This is a genomic window from Fusobacterium sp. JB019 (assembly GCA_030673965.1).
GTDB lineage: Bacteria > Fusobacteriota > Fusobacteriia > Fusobacteriales > Fusobacteriaceae > Fusobacterium_B.
This window is the reverse complement of sequence record JAUTCN010000003.1, coordinates 90,680-114,210: the sequence shown is the minus strand read 5'-3', so window position 1 is coordinate 114,210 and position 23,531 is coordinate 90,680. Positions and strand designations below refer to the sequence as shown.

22 protein-coding genes are annotated in these 23,531 nt (G+C 25.7%); 15 read left to right on the top strand and 7 right to left on the bottom strand.

Going from position 1 to position 23,531, the window contains the following annotated elements; translation table 11 throughout:
• Window positions 1-11 precede the first annotated feature (11 nt).
• The gene (locus Q7K47_03360) at window positions 12-1,187 is read right to left on the bottom strand and encodes a MalY/PatB family protein (GenBank protein MDP0506246.1); all 1,176 of its coding nucleotides are present in this window, start codon (window positions 1,185-1,187) and stop codon (window positions 12-14) included.
• Between the two features lie 183 nt (window positions 1,188-1,370).
• Entirely contained in the window at window positions 1,371-3,443 is a 2,073-nt protein-coding gene (locus Q7K47_03355) for a sigma 54-interacting transcriptional regulator (GenBank protein ID MDP0506245.1), read from the bottom strand.
• A gap of 101 nt (window positions 3,444-3,544) precedes the next feature.
• On the opposite strand from Q7K47_03355, the gene Q7K47_03350 reads away from it, so the two are divergent.
• The 5 genes from Q7K47_03350 to Q7K47_03330 all read left to right on the top strand — a co-directional run bounded on the left by Q7K47_03350 (window position 3,545) and on the right by Q7K47_03330 (window position 7,007).
• A complete protein-coding gene (locus Q7K47_03350) occupies window positions 3,545-4,240 on the top strand; it encodes a DUF1835 domain-containing protein (protein MDP0506244.1) in 696 nt (231 codons plus the stop codon).
• Window positions 4,241-4,428: 188 nt separating this feature from the next.
• Complete coding sequence (locus tag Q7K47_03345) at window positions 4,429-4,917, top strand: hypothetical protein (GenBank protein MDP0506243.1); 489 nt, start codon at window positions 4,429-4,431, stop codon at window positions 4,915-4,917.
• 79 nt (window positions 4,918-4,996) lie between these two features.
• The gene (locus Q7K47_03340) at window positions 4,997-5,602 is read left to right on the top strand and encodes a sugar O-acetyltransferase (protein ID MDP0506242.1); all 606 of its coding nucleotides are present in this window, start codon (window positions 4,997-4,999) and stop codon (window positions 5,600-5,602) included.
• Window positions 5,603-5,614: 12 nt separating this feature from the next.
• A complete protein-coding gene (sfsA, locus tag Q7K47_03335) occupies window positions 5,615-6,355 on the top strand; it encodes a DNA/RNA nuclease SfsA (GenBank protein MDP0506241.1) in 741 nt (246 codons plus the stop codon).
• Complete coding sequence (locus tag Q7K47_03330; protein ID MDP0506240.1) at window positions 6,342-7,007, top strand: HAD family hydrolase; 666 nt, start codon at window positions 6,342-6,344, stop codon at window positions 7,005-7,007. The genes sfsA and Q7K47_03330 overlap by 14 nt, the downstream gene beginning before the upstream one ends.
• A 31-nt stretch (window positions 7,008-7,038) precedes the next feature.
• On the opposite strand, the gene Q7K47_03325 is transcribed toward Q7K47_03330, so the two are convergent.
• From Q7K47_03325 to Q7K47_03310, 4 genes are read right to left on the bottom strand one after another with little or no spacing between them, the layout of a single operon-like run.
• Entirely contained in the window at window positions 7,039-8,160 is a 1,122-nt protein-coding gene (locus Q7K47_03325) for a cytochrome c biogenesis protein/redoxin (GenBank protein MDP0506239.1), read from the bottom strand.
• Between the two features lie 19 nt (window positions 8,161-8,179).
• Entirely contained in the window at window positions 8,180-8,755 is a 576-nt protein-coding gene (locus tag Q7K47_03320) for a hypothetical protein (GenBank protein MDP0506238.1), read from the bottom strand.
• Window positions 8,756-8,777: 22 nt separating this feature from the next.
• Window positions 8,778-10,118 (bottom strand): HAMP domain-containing sensor histidine kinase, encoded by a 1,341-nt coding sequence (locus Q7K47_03315; protein MDP0506237.1) that lies wholly within the window; start codon window positions 10,116-10,118, stop codon window positions 8,778-8,780.
• Window positions 10,108-10,794 (bottom strand): response regulator transcription factor, encoded by a 687-nt coding sequence (locus Q7K47_03310; protein MDP0506236.1) that lies wholly within the window; start codon window positions 10,792-10,794, stop codon window positions 10,108-10,110. Before Q7K47_03310 ends, Q7K47_03315 begins: the two co-directional genes overlap by 11 nt.
• A gap of 160 nt (window positions 10,795-10,954) precedes the next feature.
• Here Q7K47_03310 and Q7K47_03305 point away from each other — a divergent pair, with 160 nt between their 5' ends.
• The 10 genes from Q7K47_03305 (at window position 10,955) to Q7K47_03260 (ending at window position 22,338) form a co-directional block, all read left to right on the top strand.
• Window positions 10,955-11,707 (top strand): 5'-methylthioadenosine/adenosylhomocysteine nucleosidase, encoded by a 753-nt coding sequence (locus Q7K47_03305; protein MDP0506235.1) that lies wholly within the window; start codon window positions 10,955-10,957, stop codon window positions 11,705-11,707.
• Window positions 11,708-11,831: 124 nt separating this feature from the next.
• Window positions 11,832-14,399 (top strand): single-stranded-DNA-specific exonuclease RecJ, encoded by a 2,568-nt coding sequence (gene recJ / locus Q7K47_03300; GenBank protein ID MDP0506234.1) that lies wholly within the window; start codon window positions 11,832-11,834, stop codon window positions 14,397-14,399.
• A gap of 129 nt (window positions 14,400-14,528) precedes the next feature.
• Window positions 14,529-16,115 carry a ClC family H(+)/Cl(-) exchange transporter gene (locus Q7K47_03295; GenBank protein ID MDP0506233.1) on the top strand — a complete coding sequence of 529 codons (1,587 nt, stop codon included), beginning with the start codon at window positions 14,529-14,531 and terminating at the stop codon, window positions 16,113-16,115.
• A 94-nt stretch (window positions 16,116-16,209) separates the two neighbouring features.
• Window positions 16,210-17,316 (top strand): M20/M25/M40 family metallo-hydrolase, encoded by a 1,107-nt coding sequence (locus tag Q7K47_03290; GenBank protein MDP0506232.1) that lies wholly within the window; start codon window positions 16,210-16,212, stop codon window positions 17,314-17,316.
• A 364-nt stretch (window positions 17,317-17,680) separates the two neighbouring features.
• A complete protein-coding gene (locus Q7K47_03285; GenBank protein MDP0506231.1) occupies window positions 17,681-18,451 on the top strand; it encodes an amino acid ABC transporter substrate-binding protein in 771 nt (256 codons plus the stop codon).
• 2 nt (window positions 18,452-18,453) lie between these two features.
• Complete coding sequence (locus tag Q7K47_03280; protein MDP0506230.1) at window positions 18,454-19,080, top strand: amino acid ABC transporter permease; 627 nt, start codon at window positions 18,454-18,456, stop codon at window positions 19,078-19,080.
• Window positions 19,080-19,718, top strand: a complete 639-nt coding sequence (locus Q7K47_03275) for an amino acid ABC transporter ATP-binding protein (GenBank protein ID MDP0506229.1) — start codon at window positions 19,080-19,082, stop codon at window positions 19,716-19,718. The genes Q7K47_03280 and Q7K47_03275 overlap by 1 nt, the downstream gene beginning before the upstream one ends.
• Before the next feature lie 2 nt (window positions 19,719-19,720).
• Window positions 19,721-20,485 carry an amino acid ABC transporter substrate-binding protein gene (locus Q7K47_03270; GenBank protein ID MDP0506228.1) on the top strand — a complete coding sequence of 255 codons (765 nt, stop codon included), beginning with the start codon at window positions 19,721-19,723 and terminating at the stop codon, window positions 20,483-20,485.
• 79 nt (window positions 20,486-20,564) lie between these two features.
• A complete protein-coding gene (locus tag Q7K47_03265) occupies window positions 20,565-21,278 on the top strand; it encodes an SIMPL domain-containing protein (protein MDP0506227.1) in 714 nt (237 codons plus the stop codon).
• A gap of 28 nt (window positions 21,279-21,306) precedes the next feature.
• Window positions 21,307-22,338, top strand: a complete 1,032-nt coding sequence (locus Q7K47_03260) for a hypothetical protein (GenBank protein MDP0506226.1) — start codon at window positions 21,307-21,309, stop codon at window positions 22,336-22,338.
• 43 nt (window positions 22,339-22,381) lie between these two features.
• On the opposite strand, the gene Q7K47_03255 is transcribed toward Q7K47_03260, so the two are convergent.
• Window positions 22,382-23,320 carry a nitronate monooxygenase gene (locus Q7K47_03255; protein MDP0506225.1) on the bottom strand — a complete coding sequence of 313 codons (939 nt, stop codon included), beginning with the start codon at window positions 23,318-23,320 and terminating at the stop codon, window positions 22,382-22,384.
• Window positions 23,321-23,531 lie beyond the last annotated feature (211 nt).

The window sequence follows — 23,531 nt, the reverse complement described above, 5'->3', positions numbered from 1 at the left end:
TCCTCCCTTTATTATTTATTTAAATTATCAACAGCTGCTTTTAATTGAGAAAGAGCTTTCTCTAATGTTTTTCTAGGACAGGCAGCGTTTAAACGCATATATCCTGAAAGACTTCTGCTGAAAGTGTATCCATCATTTAAACCAAGTTTAGCTTCTTTAATCATAAAGTTATGTAGTTTTTCATTTGATAAATTTAAATCACGACAATCTAACCATACCAAATAAGTAGCATCAGGTATATTTGGTTTTATTTTAGGAATATATTTGTTGCAGTATTCTTTTATAAAATCAAAATTATCAGAGATATAATGAAGTAATTCTTCTAACCATTCTTCTCCTTCATTAAAAGCAACTTCCATAGCATTTGAGCTAAATGAATTGTTTCTATGAATTTCTAATTTTAACCAAAACTTATCAAATTGATTTTTCATTTCTAAATTAGGAAATACAGTTGTAGAAGCTTGAAGTCCAGCTAAATTAAAAGTTTTAGTAGCTGAAATACAAGTTATAGTATTTTGATTAACTTCCTCTGATAGAGATGCAGTAGGTATAAATTTTTTATTGTGAAAAATCAAATCAGAATGAATTTCATCTGATACAATTAAAACAGAATGTTTAATACAAATGTCAGTAAGCTTAGTTAATTCTTCTTTTGTCCAAACAATACCTAAAGGATTGTGAGGGTTGCATAAAATAAAAATTTTAGAAATTTTAGCTTTTTTTTCAAAGTCTTCAAAATCTATTGACCAATTGCCATTTTTTTCAATTAATTTATTTTCAAGAACCTTTCTATTCCAAGATTCTCCTACATCATAAAATTCAGAATAAACAGGAGTTTGAATTAGTATATTGTCCTCTTTACAAGAAAAGAGATTAACTATTGAAGAGAGAGCAGGAACAACTCCTAAACTCCAACTCAGTAAATTTTTATCTAATTTACGGTTATTTCTTCTTAATTGCCAGTCACAAATAGATTGAAAATAAGAATCAGGTCTAGAAGTATAACCCCAAATTCCTTCCTCAGCTTTAGAAATCATAGCATTTATAATAGGCGGAGCAGTTTTAAAATCCATATCAGCTATCCATAAAGGAATAACATCATTAGTCCCAAATTTTTTAATTCTTTCATCATATTTAGCAGATCTATTTTGATTACGATCAACTATTTCATCAAAATTATATTTCATAAATTCCCCCTTAAAATATTTATATCTTTATAGTAAGCAATTTCAGTGCCAAAAACAAAAAAAGTCCATAACTATACTAGAAATGAACTTTTAATATGTAAATTAAACTTTTTAATCTGAAGATAAATATGCATTAATTGGTTAAAGATACTATTGAATGTAGCTTAATTGGTTAAAGGATGATTATAAATTTTCAAGATAGTTTATTCCATTTTTAGTTATTTTACTTCCACCTCTTCCTTTACTAATTTTAATTAATTGAAAATCAGATAGAATAGACAATATTGTTCTTAGTTCTTTTTGAGATAAATTAATATTATTTGTTTTTAAATTATGTAAAATAGTTTCTCTCCCATAATTTTCATTGTTTTTAAAGGCTACATGTAGCAGAGTAAGAACAGCCATATATTCTTCTTTAATAATATTTTTGTTTTTAAAAATCTCATAAATATTTTTAAAATTTTCATTAGTAGATATAAATTTTTTTGATTTTTTATTTAAAGTTTGGTTAAAATTATATGTTGGTGGTAAATCTTCTTGTTTTATTAAAGAATTTTCTGTGAAATTAAAATATTCAATCCAATTATATAATTCTCGGATATTTCCTTCCCAAGAATAATTTTTTAAAATAAATTTAACTTCTTCAGAAAAAATAAAACGGGCATTTATTTTTTTCTTGAAATTTTCAATTAATAAAAATATATCATTATCCCTATCTCTAAGAGGAGGTATAAGAACAGGAAGAGTATTAAGTCTATAATATAAATCTTTTCTGAAAGTCCCTGATTTAATTTTATTTTCAAGAGGTTCATTTGTGGCAGCAATAATTCTAACATTTATATTTATAATCTTATTTCCACCAATTTTCATAATTTCATGTTCTTGTAAGACTCTTAATAGCTTTACTTGAAGAGAAGTGCTCATACATTCCACTTCATCTAAAAATAAGGTTCCATTATGTGCAAATTCAAATAATCCAATCTTTCCACCTTTTTTTGCTCCAGTAAAGGCTCCTTCTTCATATCCAAAAAGTTCACTTTCTAGTAAATTGTCAGGCATGGCAGCACAATTAATAGCTAAGAAAGGTCCATCTTTTCTATTTGAAGCATTATGAATGGCATGTGCAAATAATTCTTTTCCAGTTCCGGTTTCTCCTATTAAAAGAATAGGAAGTTCTTTTTTAGACATTTTCATTAACATTTTTTTTATTTTTGTTATGCTTTCAGATTCTCCAATAATATCTTGGAATGTATATTTAGCTTGATATCCAGTTTTTATTAATTGAGTTCTTAATTTATTTTGACGATTTTCAGCATCATTAAATTTTTGTAATATTGCAAAAGCTCCAATACATTCTTCTTCTCTTATTACAGGAATAATATCTATGTTTATATTTTCTTTGTTTATTTTAATGACTTTAGCTTCTAACTTTTTTTTAGTTTTAATACATTCTGAAAATGGGATATTTGGTAAAAGTTCACTACATCTTTTTCCTAGAAGAAATTTTTTTGGTAGACCTGTAATAATTTCAGAATTTTTATTTGCAGAAAAAATTTCCAATTTTTCGTTTATTCCAATGATACCTACATCTAATATTTCTGTAAGTATATTAAAACGACTTTCAAGTTTTCTAGTTTTTGTAATCATTAAATCAAAATTAAAAGTACTTGCAGCAATTTTTGAAAAATAACTTTTAAAATTATCATGTTCAAGTAAGTGTTCAAGTCCAAGCTTTAAAGCAATTTCAATCATAGTATTAGAAGTACAAGAACGTTGCCCTAGGTTAATTATATTTTTTATGTGTTTTGGAACATATCTTTCTTCATCAGGTGTAATGGCTATAGTTATTTCTTTATTGGGAATGGATCCAGGATAAAATGGAATAAAGTTAATGTGATTTATTCCCAGTTGATTTAAAGTTGTTGTAGCTTCTCTGACCATTTTTTCAGTTAAATTTACAAAATAGGCAGTTGTTCCAGAAGGAATTTGTTGAAGAGTTCTAATTGATTCCCAAGTGAAAGTAACATAAAGCTGGCTAATTTCAGCTTCTAAAGGAATATAGTTAGGGATTTCATTTCTATTATTAAAAGCATCAGGTGTAATAACATATAAATCTGAGCGAATCATATTAACTACAGTCATTTCAAGAACGTTATAGTTATAAACGTTAACATAGTCTCCAAATAATTTTTTAATTTGTTTAGCATAAAATTTACTAGCTCTAGAATCTAAAGCGATAACAGATATAGTTTTCATTGTTGTCTCCTTTGAAATTTTATATTTAATTAATTATACATTATTTTTAATATTAGTATATAATTAATTAAATATAGTCGATAATTAAAGGATGGGATATATTGGAAAAAATAAATATAGTTTTTGGAGATTCAGCTTATGGGATATTAAAGTATGTTTTACAAAGTAATAAAGTTATAGAAGAGATTATAAATTTTAATGATGAGTTATCTCTTGGGAAAATAAATACATATTTTTCAAAGGAGAGGAGAGAATATTTAAAAAAATTATATAAAGAATTTTTTAAAGAAGAAGAAGTTGAAAAAAGAATAAAGTTGTATGAATTATTGAAAAAAATAAATAAAGAAAAAAAAGTCATTGTTTGGTATTCTAATAATATAAATGAAAAGTTGATGCTAGAATTAGTTTGTACAATTTTTAAAGGAAAAATCTATACAATTGATTTTAGTAAGGATAAATCAATAAAATCAGTTGCTCAATTATCTCCTGAATATGTGGCAAAATGTATTGGAAAAGAAAAATTATTAAGTGAAACGGAAAAAGAAAATTATAATAAAAAGTATAAAGAACATTTAAATAATGATAAATTATTGAGGATAAATGATAGAAATTTAATTTTAGATATAGATGAGAATTATTTTGATAATTTTTTTAGAGAAAAATTAGAGGGAAAAGAAAATATTAGCATGAAATTAATTGGAGAAATTATGGGGGAGATGAGTTTAGTTAATCAACAATTATCAGAAAATTTTATAATTTATAGATTAAAAACAATATTAGAAAATAATTCTAATTAATACAAAAAGATGATAAAGTAAACAAAAATAAAGTTATTTTAAAATAAAAGAAATATCTGTTGACTTCTTTAATTAAAAGGAGTAGTATACGTGCTGTCCTGAATAATATAGTTGTTTAATGATGGCTTTTGATATTAAATTTAAAGCCATTTAATTATAAATATTAAAAAAATTAAAGGAGATGCATTGTGAAAAAGTTAGTTGTAAGTTTGGCTTGTTTATGTTTATTTTTTATTGCTTGTGGACAAACAGAAAGTGAAAAAGGAAAGATAAAAGAAAATGTAGAAAAAGTTTATTCTAAAATTAATTCAACAGAAAATAATTTAGAAAAACAAGAAATCTATAATAATAATGGACAAGTTATTTCTGAAAAAAATGAAAAAACAGGTAAAGTTTTAAAGTATTATTTTGATGGGAAAAAATATAAAGAAGTAAATTATAAAGATGGAATAATTCAAGGAGAATTTAAAGTTTTCTATGTTAATGGGGCACCATTTATAAAATCAATTATTGGAAAAGAATTTATAGTTTATAATGAAGAGGGAAAAGAAAAAATAAATGGAATATTAACAAATGTAGATAATAGATTTGTTTTAAAATATAAAAAAGATGATGCAGTTATAGAAAAAAAATTTGATAAATTAGAAGATGTTGTTGAATATAGTTATTCAAATTAAAAATTTAAAAGCTCCTTAGGGAGCTTTTTTTTATTTGATGTAGTATAATCAATATTATATTAATTTTTAGGAGGGGTTTATGAGAGAGGAAGAAAGAATTTTTAATGGAAAATTATTCGATGCAAGGAAAAAAGAATTGAAAAATATAAAACATAAAGCTCATAAACTTTGTCAAAAATTTAATTCTATGGATGAATATGATGAAAATAGATTAAAAATCATAAAAGAATTTATAGGTGGGATAGGTCAAAAATATTATTTTCAAGGACCTATTCAATTTAATTATGGAACACATACTTATATTGGAGAGAATTTTTTTGCTAATTTTAATACAGTGATAATGGATGATGGAAAAATTAATATAGGGGATAATGTTATGTTTGGTCCCAATGTTTCTTTGATGTCTACAAATCACCCATTAATAGCAGAAGAAAGAATTTTTATGAAATATAAAGATGGTCATATTTCTATGAGCGAATATGCTAAAGGAATTACAATAGGAAATAATGTGTGGCTTGCTAGTAATGTAGTTGTAATAGATGGAGTTAATATAGGAGATAATGTGGTAATTGGAGCGGGAAGTATTGTAACTAAAGATATTCCTTCTAATTATTTAGCTTATGGAAATCCTTGTAAAGCAATTAGAAAAATAACAAAAAAAGATTCTAAAATGGATTTATTATAAAAAAGGAGATTTATGGAGAAAATATTATATGAAATAGGAAAAACTGAAGAAGGAATATTTATAGACAGACCAAATAGGTTTATATGTAAAGTTAAATTAGATAATGAAGAAGTTTTAGTTCATGTTCATGATAGTGGTAGAATTAAAGAATTACTATATAAAGGTAATAAAGTGAAAATAAGAAGAGCTAAAAATATAGAAAAAAGAAAAACAAAATGGGACTTAATTTCTGCTAGAGCTGATGACGGCGAAGATATATTATTAAACTCAGCTTTTCATAGATATATTTCAGAAAATATATTAAATGATGAAGAAATTTCTCCCTTTGGAAAAATAGATTTTTTAAAAGCGGAGGTAAAAAAAGGTCATAGCAGATTAGATTATTTGCTTGAAAAAAATAATGAAAAAATATGGCTAGAAATTAAAGGAGCATCTTTGGTTGAAAATAAAGAAGCGATATTTCCAGATGCACCTTCTTTGAGAGCATCTAAACATTTAGATACCTTAATTGATATAACTAAAGAAGAGGGAAAAGCTTCTATTATGTTTTTAGTGTTTAGAGATTGTAATTCATTTAGTCCTAATTGGCAAACAGATAGAGTATTTTCTGAAAAATTTTATCAAGCTATAAACAAGGGAGTAAAAATATTTTTTGTACAATTAAAATTGAAAAATGGTAATATATACTATGTTGATAAAAAAATTAATATAATAGAATCGGGGAAAGGAAAAGAAAAGTATGAAAGAAAATAAAATTAAAGCAATATTATTTGATATGGATGGGACATTAATGAATACATTGGATGACTTAACAGATAGTACTAATTATATCTTAGAAAAGAATAATCTTCCTAAAAGAACCAAGGAAGAAGTTAGAAATTTTGTAGGTCATGGAATAAAATGGACTATTATAAGAGCTGTTCCTAAAGGAACTAGTGAAGAAGTTATAGAAAAATGCTATAGAGAAATGTTAGTTTATTATAAGAAGCATTCTATGATAAAAACAGCTCCTTACAAAGGAGTTAAGAAATTAATGGAAAGACTTCATAAAGAAGGATATAGAATTGCTATTATAACTAATAAAGCAGAGGCTTCAGCTAAAATAATAACAGAAAAGTTTTTTGGAGATATAGTCGATTTTACAATAGGAGATAATGAAAAAACACCTTTAAAACCATCTCCAGATAATGTTTATAGAGCTTTAGAAAATTTAGGAATAAATAAAGAAGAAGCTGTTTATATAGGTGATTCTGAAGTGGATGTATTAACAGGTAAAAATTCATCTATGGAAATGATAGCAGTTTTATGGGGATTTAGAGATAAAGATATTTTACTAGAGAATGGAGCAAAAATCTTTGCAGAGGATGTTTTGGCTTTAGAAAAAGAAATAAAAAAATTAGGGTAATAAAAAATGGGAGATATCTCCCATTTTTTATTTATCTTGCTTTTTCAATATATTTTTTCATTGTTTTTTTTGAAGCTTCCCCAATTATAAAATCAACTATTTTTCCATCTTTTCCTATAATAAAGGTAGTAGGAAAAGCATTTATTTTATAATTTTTCATGACTTCTTCTTCAACATCTGTTACAACAGGAAAAGAATAATTATTTTTATTTAAAAAATTAATCATAGATTCTTGATTTTCGTTATTAACTCCTATAAAAATAACATCATTTTTATTTTCTCCGTATTCTTCATATAATTCTTGTATATGAGGCATTTCATTTCTACAAGGAGGGCACCAAGTTGCCCAAAAATTAAGAAAAATAACTTTATTTTTGTAAAGGGATAATGATTCAATATTTCCATATTGATTTTTTAAATTAAAATCAGGAGCGATACTATTTTTTAAATTGAAATTTTGCTTTTCAGTAGTTTCAATTTTAGTATTTTCTGAATAGTTTTTAACTTCAAAATCATTAGAATTAAATAGAGAAAATAATCCAATTAAAATTATAATTATCCCCATAATTTTATTAGTGTATTTAATTAAGTTTTGATTTTTCTTTATTAATTTTAGAATATAAGAAGAAAATAACCCTGTAATTAAGAAAGGTATAATAAATCCTAATGTATAAAAAGTTATAAGAAGAATTCCTTTGTCAAAACTTTCTAAAGTTGAAATTGTTATCAAAATTGAAGATAAGGCTGGTCCAATACAAGGAGTCCAAGAAAAACTAAATGTAAATCCAAAAATAAAAGCAATTAATGGATTCATCTTATTTAATTTAATTGGAAATTTATATTCCTTTTTTAAAAAATCAAACTTAAGAATATCCAACTGAAATAGTCCTAATAAAATAATAAAAATACTACCTAATTTAATAATTATATTTTTATAATTATTAAATAAATTTCCAAAACTAGAAAAAGCAAGAGCTAATAAGAAAAAAGCAAATGAAATTCCTATAGCAAACGAAATAGTGTTTATAATTATAGATTTTTTATTTTTAAAATCGTTAATTCCTAAATAACCAAGATAAAGTGGTAATACAGGAAGAATACATGGAGAAAAAAAAGAAAATATTCCAGCTAAAAAAGCAATAACAAAAATCATAGTCCCTCCTTATATTTTATTAAAAAGAGTATCTAAAGTTTACAAGAGGTAAAACAGGAACAAGTCCATCAGCAGCATAATTGATTAATCCTATTTGAACTCCGTTGATATTTTTAGTTCCATTGACTAAACCTAATTGGAAAAATTTAACACTTTCAGAATAATTAAAAAGACCAATTTGAGCTCCTGATTGTCCTTGAACATAATTTACAAGTCCAAGGTTAAATCCAGAATCTTGTCCAATTGTATTAACTCCTCCTAGAGTGACCCCATATAAATTTCCTTTTACATTATTCCAAGTAGACCACGTAAATCCATGAACGTCACCATCAACCATAAAGATATCAGGGAAAATATTTAAATGACAACCGCTAAAATCTCCATTAACCTTTCTATACCCAATTAAAGATAAATCAAATCCAGAAACATTTTTATTTTCAGCTCCAAGAATGTTAAAACTGAAAGAAGATATAGAATCTTCTTTGGTAGCTCCAAATTGAACACCAGGTAAAACTGAGAATTGAGATGTTTTAGTAGCTCCAAATGCGGTAGAACAAATAAATAGTCCTCCTAATAATAATTTGTTTATTTTCATATATAATTCCTCCTTAAATATTTTATAAATTAACAATAGGAAATTCTAAAATTAATTTAAATAATTTGTTTTCATATTCTGCGTAAACATTTCCTTTTAAACTTTTTACAATTTCTTTAACAATTGCAAGTCCAAGCCCAGAGGAATCATTTCTTTCCTCTTTAGAAACATAAAGTCTTTCAAAAAGAAGGTGAACTTTGTTTTTTAAGTTCTCTTCAGTATAATTTTCAAAAATAATTTGGGCCATGTTATTTTTCTTTATTATTTTTATAGTTATTTCACTGTCTTTATCTTTATATTTTCGGATATTACTAAATATATTATCGAGTATTCTTTGAGTTTGTGGAATATCAAGATTTAAAAATATTTTTTTAGAATTAAAATTTATTTTTAAGTCATAGGCTTCTTCAGTAATGTATTGGTTTAAAAATAACCCAATATTAATAATATTAAAATTTAATTTAAGATCGTTGTTGATAAGTTTAGAATAATAAAATAATTCATCGATTAAACTTTTTAATCTATAGCTATTATTTAAAGCTACACTTATATATTTTGCTTTTTCTTCATTGGTAAATTTATTTTCTAATGAAATTAAATTTAAATATCCTATAATAGAAGTTAAAGGAGTTCTTAAATCATGAGACATATTTGTAATTAATTTTCTTTGTTTTATTTCATTTTCTTTTTCATTTTCTAAAGTTTTTAAAATAAGTTCAGCAGCCTTATTTACTGTTTGACAAAGTTTTGTAAGTTCATTTGAATATCTTAAAGGAATTCGATGTTCAAAATTTCCATTTGAAATTTTATTTATATCCTGTTCAATTTCTTTTATATAATTAAGAGGTTTTTTTAAAACAAGAATCATCTCAACGATTAAAATTAAAAATAAAGTTGTTAAAAGAATAATGTCATAATATCCAAAAATATCTTGAATATTAGAAGGAAGAATATAAAAAGTTCCTTTTTCATTTTTAAACTGGATATTGTATTTTTTAGTAAATAAATTAGCATATTCTAAATCTACTCCAGTAAAAAGTTCAAAACTGTTTAAATCAAAATTTTTAGAATTTAAGAATAATATTTTATAATTTCTAAGAGAGTTTAGTTCTTTTATATGTAAAGATTCGCTGATGGTTAAATTATTTTTTTTGATTTCATTTTGTATAGAATTTATAATTTTATCAATTTCTTTTATATCCTTTTTAAATTGAATTTTTACGTGGTGACTTACAATTATATTTTCTAGAGGTTCTGAAGCTATAAAAATTGAAAAATTTAGGATAAGAAAAAATAAAAAGCGTGAAATTAAATATCCTTTTAAAGAATTATTTATAGAATAAGAAATTTTTTTAATCCACACGATAGCCAACTCCCCAAACAGTTTTAATATATTTTGGATTTTTTCCATCATCTTCTATTTTATCTCTTAGTTTTTTTATATGAACAGAAACAGTGTTATCTACATTAATAATACAATTTTCATTCCAAACATATTCATAAATTTGTTCAATACTATAAATCCTTCCTCTATTAGATACAAGTAATTGAAGAATTCCAAATTCAGTTTTAGTTAATTTTAAAAGTCGCTTATTTTTTGTGATAATATGAGCATTAGTATTTATACATAAATCACCAATTTCAATTATAGAATCATCCATATTTGATTTGGAATAATTAAAATATCTTCTAATATTAGCTTTAACTCTAAGAGAAAGATCTATTGGAGTAAAAGGTTTTATAATATAATCATCTCCACCAGATGAAAATCCTAAAATTTGATCAATTTCAGCCATTTTTGCAGTTAAAAAAATTATTGGCATGGTATATTTTTTTCTTATTTTTTCACAAGTGTCAAAACCATTTAATTTAGGCATCATGATATCTAAAATAATAAGAGCTATATCAGGATTTTTATCTAATATTTCTAAAGCTTTTAAACCATTATTTGCTTCTAATATTTCATATCCTTCAGAACTTAAATATATTTTAATCATATTTAAGATATCTTTGTCATCATCAACGATTAATAATTTCACAAAATAACACCTCCCTATTTATTAATTTAATTTTACAATGAAAGTATATATAAAGCAAAAAATTAATAGAAAATTAAGAAATTAAAAAAATCTTTACAAGAAAGAAAAAAAGGTGTATTCTTTCATTTGGAAATAAGAAAAAAATAAAAATGGGGGAATGATGAAAAAAATATTTTTTAGTGTTGTAGCTTTTTTTATGTTTAGTGTAATTACTTTTTCTAAGATAGCTGTAATGGGAGCTATGGATGAAGAGATTGATTTGTTAAAAAAAGGAATGAAGGATGTAAAGGAAACTAAGATAGGAAGAATAGTTTATTATGAAGGAAATTTAGATGGAAAAGAAATAGTTTTATTTAAATCGGGTGTTGGAAAAGTTAATGCTACCATAGGAGCAGATGTTGCAATAAGAGAATTTAAGGTAGATAAAATTATATTTACAGGGATAGCAGGTGCTATTGATAAAAATTTAAATATAGCAGATATAGTTATAGCTAAAGGGTTAGTTCAACATGATTTTGATTGTACTGCTTTTGGAAGTCCTCTTGGATTAGTAGAAGGAGAGAAAGAAGTTATTTTTAAAAGTAGCAAAGAATTAATAGAAATAGCAAGAAAGGCAGCAATAAATGTAGTTGGAGAAGATAGAGTTAAATTAGGAATTATAGCTACAGGAGATCAGTTTATAACAAATAGAAAAAAAGTACAAAAAATAGGTGCTATTTTTAATGCAAAAGCAGTGGAGATGGAAGGAGCAGCAGTAGCTCAGGTTTCCCAAATATACGGCATTCCATTTGTTGTTTTAAGATCAATATCTGATAAAGCAGATGATTCTTCTCATATGGATTATCCTAAATTTAAAATAATAGCAGCTAATAATTCAGCTAGAATAGTTAAGTTAATGTTAAAAAATATATAATTCAAGATTAAATTAATAAATAGGAGTATTGTCTTAAAACAATACTCCTATTTATTTAAATATATTTATATTTTTAAATAAATTAGTGTATAATATAGATTGAAAAATAAAGGGGGAGAATATTATGAGGGATACTAGATGGATATATAAAGAAAAAGGAAATCATTATAAAAATAGTAAATATAGTAAAGATATTCTTTCTATTTTAGAAGAAAGAGGAGTTTTTGAAGAAGATGTTGAAAAATTTATAAATGCAGATTTAAAAGATTTGAGAAATCCTTTTGATTTAAAAGATATGGATAGAACTATTGATTTAATATTAAAATTAAGAGAAGAAAATAAAAAAATATGTATTTATGGAGATTATGATGTTGATGGAGTAACTTCAACTACAGTTTTATATTTAGCTTTTCAAGAACTTGGAATAAATGTGGATTATTATATTCCCCTTAGAGATGAGGGTTATGGATTAAATAAAGATGCCATAAAAGAAATAAAAAGTAGAGGATTAGATTTAATTATAACAGTTGATTGCGGTATATCTTCTGTTGAAGAAATTGAATATGCAAATGAAATAGGTATGGATATTATTATTACAGATCATCATGATATTAATAATGAATTGCCAAAAGCATTGGCCATTATTAATTGTAAAAGAAAAGAAAATAATTTTTCTTTTGACAAGTTGGCAGGAGTAGGAACAGCTTTTATGTTGATACTTGGTCTATATAGAAAATTAGATATAGAAGAGAAAGTTTATAAATATATTGATTTAGTTGCAATAGGTACAGTTGCAGATATAGTACCTTTAGTTGAAGATAATCGGATTATAGTAAAGAATGGACTTAAATGTTTAGAAAAAACTAAATGGAGAGGATTAAAATTTTTATTGAGAAAACTTTATGAAAATAGTGGAACGAGAGAATATAATACTTATGATATAGGATTTAGAATAGCTCCAATATTTAATGCAGCTGGAAGATTAGAAGATGCAAAGAAAAGCGTAAAATTATTGATTAGTGAAGATAATAAAGAATGTGATGTTATTTCTTATGAATTGTTAAATAATAATAAAGAGAGAAAAGAAATACAAGAAAATATATTATCTAAGGTAGAATATGAAGTTGAAAATAAAAAAATATTTAAAAAAAGGGCTATAATAGTTGCGGGGGAGGGCTTTCATAGTGGTGTAATAGGAATAGTTGCTTCTAAAATAGTGGATAGATATTATAGGCCTACAGTAATATTAGACATAAAAAAAGAAGAGGGAATAGCAGTAGGATCATGTAGAAGTATAGAGGGATTTAATATTATTCAAGCTTTAAATTCTATGAGAGAGTTATTTTTAAAATATGGTGGTCATGCTGGTGCAGCAGGTCTTTCGATAGATGTTGCTAATATAGAAGAATTTAAAGTTAGATTAGATAAATATGTTAAAGAACATTTAGGGGATAAATTTTTATTGAAGCCGATAAAAATAGATAAAAAAATAGGAATGCATAAAATATCATATGATTTTTTAGATGAGTTATCTTTGTTAGAGCCTTTTGGATTTGGAAATTCTATGCCAATTTTTTCTCTTGAAAATTGTACTTATTCTAATTTAAGAAAAATAGGTAAAGAAAAAAATCATTTAATGTTTAATTTACTAAAAAATAATATAGAAATAAAAAATTGTGTTTGGTTTAATGCTGAAGATATGTATAATTTTATAGGAGAAAGTTATACATTGAATATAGCTTTTAAATTAAAAATGGAAAGGTATAGAAGTAGATATCAATATAAAATATTTGTAGAAGATATAAAGAAATCTGTTGAAAAATCAGAATATGAAAATACAGAAGTAATTAAAAATATTGAAGTATATGATGTTAAATATCCTATAAAAACAGTTTTTTATACAAGAAAAGAAATAAGCGATAACTTAAATTTAGTTTATAATGAAGATAAAATTTATGTTACAGATAGAAAAATTACAGTTGGAGAATTAGATGAAGTAGTTTCTTATATTTTAACAAAAGCTAGAGAATATTTTGGTTATAATTTTAAAATTTCTTTAGAAAAAATTATAAGTACAGATGAAAATTTTAATGTTTATATAAAAATAGAAAGAGATTATAATTTTGAAACTTATAAATTAAAAGATGGAGAAATTTTTAGAGAAATAAAAAATTATTTGTTAGGAGACTTAAATTATAATTTATTTCAAAAGAAAATATTAAGAGGGATTTTTAAGGATAAGCAAAAAATATTGGGCGTTTATAAGCATAATAGAGGAATAGGGATATTAATAAAAACAATTTCGTTGTATTATAGAAGTATAGGCAAAAAATGTCTTTTAGTTACTAAGATTAATTCTTATAAAAGAAAAGAGTTAGCGAACTACATAGATATTTCAAATGAAATAAAAGAAGGTTATAGTTTTTATATATATTTAGATGCTAAGGCAGAAAAATATTCTATGAATAGTTTGATATTAAGTAAAAAAGATATTAAAGTTTCAGGATTTAAAAATATATTTGATGAATATAAAGTTTTAGATAATGTTGAAATAATAGATGAAGAAGATTTAAAAACAAAGCAAGATATATGGTCAAAAAAATTATCAAGAAGAGAAAAAATTAACAGTTTAAATAAATTAAAAAATGGCAAAAAAATATATGCTACTGAAAATATAAAAGTATTATTTTAATAAAAAAACATAAATTTATGAGAAAACGACAAAAAAATGTTGATTTTATTCGTAAAAAGTGGTATTTTAAGAACATATGTTTTAAAAATAAAGCATAAGAAAGTAAAAAAAGGTTAAGGAGAGATTTTTATGAAAAGGGACACGGCGAGAAGAGCGGTAGGAAGCTATTTGAGATCCCATATGGATCTTTATTTATTAGCAGCTATTGTGGGGCTTTTATCAGGAATAGTAGCAGTGGCATATAGAATATGCCTAGATTTTACAAATAAGTATAGAAATTTTTATTATACTTATGCAAGGAATAATTTAAACTTTGAAACTATTGGAATATTGATTTTATTTGCTATAGTAACTTCTTTGATTTTGGGATTCATAATAGTTAAGTATCCCATGGTAAAAGGGAGTGGAATTCCTCAAGTAAAGGGAATAATAGCAAGACAAATGGATTTTAATTGGGCAAGAGAATTGGGAACTAAATTTTTTGGTGGAGTTGTTGCAATAGGAACAGGAATGTCAATGGGTAGAGAAGGTCCTTCTGTTCAACTTGGAGCTGAATTAGGAAGAGGAATCTTTGATATTTTTAAAAGAAAAGATTATGATAAAAAATATTTAGTGACTTGCGGGGCCAGTGCAGGATTAACTGCAGCTTTTGGAGCTCCATTTGCAGGGGTTGTTTTCGCCATAGAAGAAATTCATAAATTTATGTCACCACTTTTAATTACTTGTATTTTAATAGCTTCTGTATGTGCTGAATTTGTTACTAAATTCTTTTTTGGATTTGGGACAAGTTTTGATTTGAAGGATGTTACTACAATATATCAATTAAAATATTATTTTTTATTGTTGATTTTTGCAGTTATTGTAACTATTTTAGGTAAATTATTTTCTGATGGAATTGTTTATTTTCAAAAATTATATTCAAAAATAAAAATCCCTCCAATGATTAGACCAATAGTTGTAGTAATTACAAGTATTGCGTTAGGCTTGTTTTGTATGGATGTTACTTCAGGAGGGCATGGATTAGCAGAAAAAATAATTCACGAGCCTTTTGCATATAAAACATTGATTATATTATTTATTTTAAAATTTGTATTTACATTAATGTGTTATGGTTCTGGTGCTCCAGGTGGAATATTTTTACCAATATTAGTTTTAGGGGCTTTAGTTGGAAAGTTTTTTGGAATGTTTGTAATAAATCATTTTCATGGTCTAACTTCAGGTTATGAAGTTTATTTTGTTATTTTAGGAATGGCAGCTTTTTTAACAGCTGTTGTTAAATCACCTCTAACAGGAACTATATTGATTCTAGAAATGACTGGTTCTTTTGCTCATTTCTTTCCTTTAGTAGTAACTTGTATGGCTACTTTCTTAATTTCAGAATTATTAGAAATGAAACCAATATATGATATTTTGCTTCTAAATATGTTACCAAAAACAAAATTCCAAGAAAGACGTTGTAAGAAAAAGGTGATCACAAGAATTGCTGTTGGACCAGATACAAGATTTGATAATAGATGTATCAAAGATATAGAATGGCCAGAAGGATGTTTGGTGGTTGCTTTAGAAAGAGGAGAAGAAGAAATTATTCCTAATGGAAATGATAAGGTTCAAAGTGGAGATATAGTTGTTATTTTAACAGATGAAGGAACAGCTAATAATATGACTTTGAAGTTAATGGAAATGGGAGAAAAAATAATTATAGATAGACAAAATTAAGTATAAAACAAAAAAATAAATTTGACAAAATAATAAAATTCCAGTATAACTATCCTAAATAATTATACTGGAATTTTTTATTAGGAGGATTTATATGAGTAAAGAAAGATTAGTTGAAACGTTTTTTAAATATGTAGCAATTGATAGTGAAAGTTATTTAGAAAAAGATTTTGCCATGAAATTAGCCAAAGACTTTAAAGAACTAGGATGTAGTGTTTATTTTGATGAGGCGGGGAAGAGTATTGGTGGAAATAGTGGAAATCTCTATTGTACTTTTGAAGGGAATAATAAAAAAGAACCAATAATGTTTTCAGCTCATATGGATACAGTAAAGCCAGGAATTGGAATAAAACCTATAATAAAAAATGGTAAAATTTTATCTTCTGGAGATACAATATTAGGGGCGGACGATAAGGCAGGAATAACTGTAATAATAGAACTTTTAAGAAGGATTAAAGAAGAGAAAATTGATTCTCCTACAATAGAATTTATTTTTACTGTTGCTGAAGAAATGGGATTGAAAGGAGCTTTAAGTTTAGATTATTCTCGGATAAATTCTAAGAGTGGAATAATTTTAGATGTTGGAGGGAAAGCAGGAAAAATAATAAATTCAGCTCCAGGGCATGTAGTTTTAGATGGAACTTTTATAGGGACAAGTTCTCATGCTGGTTCAAATCCAGAAGCAGGTAAAAGTTCTGTTAGAATGGCTTGTGAGGCTATTTCTAATATGAAACTTCAAAGAATAGATAAAGAAACAACAGCAAATATTTCGGGTATGTTTTCTGATTATGCAACTAATATAATTTCTGGAAAAACTAGAATATTAGGGGAAGTAAGGAGTTTAAATCCTGAAAAATTAAAAAAACAAATGGATCATATGTTGGAAAAAATAGAAAAAGCTTGTGAAAAATATAATGGAGAATTTAAAGGTGGTTTTAGTGAAACATATAAAAGCTATAAATATTCAGAAAAAGATGAATTTATAGAAAAATTAAAAATAGCTTGTGAAAATAAAGGGGTGTATCCAAAAATATGTGCTTCTGGTGGAGGAAGCGATGCAAATATTATGATAGAAAATGGAATTAAGGCAATTAATTTTTCTTGTGGTATGGAAAAAGCTCATAGTTTGGAAGAAGAAGTTTCTATTGAAGAGTTGGTAAAAGTTGTAAATATTTTAGTTGAATTTGTGAAAATAGCTTAAAGTATAATTTATATAAATTTAGAAAAAAACAGGATTAAAAGGTAGAATGCAAAAAAAAACAAAAAAAATTGTTGACAAAAAAGACGATAGGATGTATTCTATATCCAACAATTAATAAAAAAGGAGAAAATTATGTTAGTAAAAGGATTTAGTTTAATAAACATTATACATCATCACCATAGGTAGAGAGTTTGTAAATGACATTGTCATAGATACAGACTCATATTGAAATACAAATTTTGAGTCTGTATCTATGGTGGAATTAAATCTTAACATTTTTTCTTTAGGAAGAAAGCCACTTAGATATATTCTAAGTGGCTTTTTGTTTTATAAAAATTAATTAAAAATTTAAAGGGGGAAAATTATGAAGAAATTATTAGCAATTATTATTATGGTTTTAGGGATAGGAACAATGAGTTTTGGAGCAGATAAATCTTTAGCTAAAATTAAAAAAGCAGGAAAGATGGTAGTTGGTTTAGATGCTACTTTTGCACCAATGGGATTTAGAGATGAAAATGGTGAAATAGTAGGATTTGATATTGATTTAGCAAAAGAGGTTGCAGGAAGATTAGGGATAAAAGCTGAATTTAAACCTTGTGAGTGGGATGGAATAATTTTTGATTTAAAAAGTAGAAAAATAGATATGGTTTGGAATGGGATGACAATAACACCTGAAAGAGAAAAACAAATTACTTTTTCTAAAGCGTACTTTGAAGATGGACAAATAATATTTTCAAAACGTGAAAATAAAGTAGATAAAGTAAATGAACTTGAAGGAAAAAAGGTAGGAGTACAACTTGGAGGATCTGCAGATTTTGCAGTTCAAAAAAGTGAAGTTTTTGGAAGAATTCAAGAAGTTAAAAAGTATGCAACAAATGTAGAAGCTTTAATGGATTTAGAAGCTGGAAGATTAGATGCAGTTGTAGTTGATGCAGTTGCTGGGAAATATTACAATTCTAAAAAGAATAATTTAACTTATTCTTCAGAGTCTTTAACTAAAGAATATTATGGTGTGGGAATGAGAAACAAAGATAAAACATTTAGAGAAGCAATTAACAATACTTTAGATGAGATGAAAGCTGATGGAACTTTTAAAGTAATTTATGAAAAATGGTTTGGAAAAGAGGAGAATTAATTATGCAAAATGATATTTTATTTATACTAAAAGGTATGGGATTAACTGTTAATCTATACATTATGACTATGATTTTTTCTCTTCCTTTAGGAATTCTATTTTCTTTAGGGAGATTAAAAAATAAAGGAATAATTAATAATATAATTGTGGCTTACACATCTATTTTTAGGGGTACACCACTATTATTACAATTATTCTTTGTTTATTATGGTCTTCCTATAGTTGGAATTACTTTGTCAGCTTTTTCAGCAGCTACTCTTACATTTGTAGTAAATTATGCTGCTTATTATTGTGAAATTTTTAGAGGAAGTATATTAGGTATAGATAAGGGACAATATGAAGCAGCTCAAGTTTTAGGACTTAGTTACTGGCAAACAATGATTAGAATAATTATTCCTCAATCTTTAATTACAGCTCTTCCACCATTATCAAATGAAGCAATAGCGTTAGTTAAAGATACTTCTTTAGTTTCAGCTATAGGAATGGCTGAAATTCTTAGAAATTCTAGAGAACTTGTAACAAGAGATTTTTCAATAATTCCATTTGCAATTTGTGGAGCTTTATATTTTTTAATGTCAGTTGTTATAATTTGGTTATTTAAAAAACTAGAAGAAAAGGTGATGATATAATGAGTTTTATTCAGGTGAAAAATTTACAGAAAAAATATAATGAAGACCAAGTTTTAAAAGGAATAGATTTAGAAATTCAGAAAGGAGAGGCTATTTCTATAATAGGTTCTTCCGGTGGTGGAAAGTCAACTTTTCTAAGATGTCTTATAGGGCTTGAAGATATAAATTATGGAGAAATAAAAATACCAGATAGAAAAAAAATGGGAATGGTTTTTCAGTCGTTTAATTTATTTCCTCACAAAACAGTGGCACATAATATAATGGAATCATTAATTGTTGTTGATAAAATGGAAAAAAAAGAAGCTAAAAAAATAGCACTTGAGTTATTAGATAGAGTAGGTTTAAAAGATAAAGCTAATGTTTATCCTAAAACTTTGTCAGGCGGTCAAAAACAAAGAGTTGCAATAGCTAGAGCTCTTGCAAGAAATCCAGAAGTGTTATTGTTTGACGAACCAACTTCAGCGTTAGATCCTGAAATGGTAAAGGAAGTTTTAAATGTTATAGAGAAACTAAGAGAAGAAAGTAATATTACAATGATTATAGTTAGTCATGAAATGAATTTTGTAAATAAAGTATCAGATAGGATAGTTGTTTTTGATGGAGGCTATATTAAAGAGATAAAAGAAAATAGGAGGTAGAAATGAAAAAAATAATAGCATTAATTATATTAGTTTTAGGATTATACACGGTAAGTTTTTCTAAAGAAAATTCATTAGCTAGAGTAAAAAAAGAAGGAAAGTTTATAATTGGTTTAGATGATACTTTTGCACCAATGGGATTTAGAGATGAAAATGGTGAAATAGTAGGATTTGATATTGATTTAGCAAAAGAAACAGCTAAAAGGATGGGAGTTAAAGTTGAATTTAAACCTTGTGAGTGGGATGGTATTTTATTTGAGCTTAATGGCGGGAAAATAGATATGGTTTGGAATGGAATGTCTATAACCCCAGCAAGAGAAAAACAAGCTTCCTTTTCAAAACCTTATTATCAAGGTGGGCAGGTTATTTTTACTAAAAAAGATAATAAAATATCAAAAGTTGATCAGTTAGCTGGGAAAGTTGTAGGATTGCAGCTTGGAAGTACAGGAGATTATGCTCTTCAAAATTCTTCAGTGTTTACGAAGGTGAAAAAAGTTAAGAAGTATGGAACTTTAGTAGAATCTTTAATGGATTTAGAGGCAGGAAGATTAGATGCAGTTATAGCAGCATCATCAGCAGGGGGATATTATAATTCTAAAAATAAAACATTAGCTATGTCTAGTGAAAGCTTATTAGAGGGAGATGGTTCTGGGGTTGCTTTTAGAAAAAAAGATGTATCTTTAAGAGAAGAGATAGATAGAATAATTGATGAAATGAAGAGGGATGGAACGTATAAAAAAATATCTGTTAAATGGTTTGGAGAATAATAACTTAATTAAAAATAAAAACATTGTGATATAATTAAATATATTACAATGTTTTTATTTTTATTAAAGGGAGGTTTTTATGAATGAAAAGAATAATCTATGGGCGTTAATACTAGGAGTATGTATTGTTATTGGTTTTTCATCTCTTGGCTATTTAGCAGGAAAATCAGCAGTAAAAATAAAGGAATATGAAAGAGTGGTCACAGTGAAAGGTTTATCACAAAAAGATTTTATGGCAGATACTGTATTGATGCCAGTAGAATATATTGTTAATTCCAATGATTTGAAAGATCTATATAACTCTCTTAAATATTCAGAGAATAAAGTTAAAGATTTTTTATTGAAAAATGGGATAGATGAGAAAGAAATTACAATTTCTAATATTGAAATAGAAGATAGAAGAAGATATTCTGATAGAGAAAAATTAGAATATAGATATCTAGGAACTCAAAAAATAACAGTATATACAAAAAAAGTAAATGAAGTAAATACTATAAAGAAAGAGTTACAAGAATTGTTGAAAGAAGGAGTTTATTTGAGTGGAAATCAATATACAACTCCAATAGAATATATATTTACAGGTTTAAATCAAGTGAAGCCTAAAATGATAGAAGAGGCAACTAAAAATGCTAGATTAGTAGCAGAAAAATTTGCTAAAGATTCCAATAGTTCTGTTGGAAAAATTAAATCTGCAACTCAAGGACAATTTTCTATATATAGCAGGGATGCTGGAAACCCTCAAATAAAAAGAGTAAGGGTGGTAAGTACAGTGAAATATTATTTAGTAGATTAAAATAAAAGGGGAGAAATTTAAGAGAAATATGAAAATAAAAAAAATAAATAGATTAATAATTATGCTTATGTTTTTGTTTGTGTTTAATGGGTGCACTTCTCTTATGACTTATGTTGGAGAAAAAAGAATAGAGAACGGATTGCAGATATATAATTCAAAAGGTGTGACTTCTTATGGGGTTAAAAAATTAGCTAGTGGTCTTAAATATATACCTGATTCAGTAGCTGGAATAGAATGTTTTAATAAGCAATCGATTGAAATAGCTAAAGAAAAAGATAATATTTTAAAAAAGAAATATCCTTCCATTAACGATATAGAAAGATTAAAGGTATATATTGTTTTAAATGAAGAAGCTTCAAAAATAAACTATAAAGTTAAAAATTTAAAATTTGATTATAATGTTTATAGAAACTCTAGAAAAAAAATAAATAAAATATTTGAAAATTATGTAATTAGAGATAATAGAAATTCAATAAACTTACCAAGAAATAGAAAAATAGAAAAGATAAATTATTATAGAAATTTAAACTATTATATGAATAGTAATAAAGTTTACAATATTATATCATCTTTAGAAACTCAAGTAACTAAAAAAGTTTATTTAACAAGTTCTTTTATGAGATACAATTACATAAATTCAATAGTTAGTGAAGCACTATACGATTTTTCATCTAAAAATAAAGGAAGAGAAATAGAAAAATATGTTTATTTTGATAGTTATTCAAAATTAATTCCTAGGAATAATAATCAATATTTAGTAGCTATGGATTTCTCAGAATGTAGAGCTTATTCAAAAGGACTTGAAACAGAAAAAAAAGTTGATAAAGAGGTGATAACAGAACATAAAGAATTGATAATTAGAGGAAGCTATAGATTGTTAACTAATAATGGTGGGAACTTTTCAAGATCAAAATATTTTGAAATTAGAAAAAATTATAATGTGGTTACAGAAAAATATGAAAATAGAATGACTTATGGAAATGAAAGAGAAGAAATAATAAAAATTCTAAATAATAAGTTTAATGAAATTATTATTAAAGATTTAAAGAATTTTATATAAAAAGAAAAGCCTTAGTAAATATTGTATTTACTAAGGCTTTATTTTATTTATTAAAAACAGGTTTGAACTTATCGAATATTTCTTTAACTGAAAGGATGTCATTAATTTTCCAAGCATCTCTTCCTGCGAAGAATAGTCCAGTTTCATAATTTCCTTCGTGTGCATCAACTAATCTATGATTTACACAAAATTTTCTATTACAATGTTTTAAACAATTAGTACAAGATTTTGGAGCAGGAGTATTATCATCTAAAACTTTTTTAGCAAAAGGACTGACAATAGCATTTGCAGGAAGACCTACAGAACTCATTACTTCAACAACATCTCCTTCTTTACAATCAATATACATTTTTTTAAATTCATCACTAACATCGCATTCGTGAGAAGCAACAAAACGACTTCCCATTTGTACTCCCACAGTCCCAAGAGCAAGCATTCTTTCTGCATCTTCTGGAGTGATGACTCCACCAGCACCAAATACAGGAATATCAATATTTTTAGTTATTTCTTCCATAATATCCCAAGAATCTTTATCTGTTCCTAAATGTCCACCAGCATTTCCACCTTCTACTACAATAGCGTCAGCTCCCAATCTTTGAGAAATCTTAGCAAGTTTTAAAGAAGAAACAATAGGGAATAATTTAGTATCAGTTCCCTTAACCATAGAGAAAATATCTCTTGAAAAACCAGCACCACAAATAATAACATCTATTTTTTCATCAATACAAGCTTGAGCAAGTTCTGCAAAGTTTGTAGCTGCAAACATAATATTAACTCCTAAAGCTCCAGTTTTGTTAGTGATTAATCTTCTAGCTTCTCTTATTTCATCAGTTAATTCTTTTATTGTAAGAGCGGTACCTGCGATAACACCAATTCCTCCTTCATTTGCTACAGCAGCAGCAAGTTTAGCCATAGAACATTTAATTGCCATTCCCCCTTGAATAATAGGGACATTTATTTTTAAACCGTTTATATTTATCAAATCATAACCTCCATATAATAAAATTACACCTGTATTATAACATTGTTAGGATCTTTTTTGAAGAAATAACGTAAATTTAAATCAAAAAACACATTGATAACAAAAAAAGTATTCTTAAAACTTATAAAATAAAGCATATAAAAATAATAAAATTACACTTATTTTTTCATTAAAAAACATCAAAATAAAAAAGTGAGACAAGTATCTCACT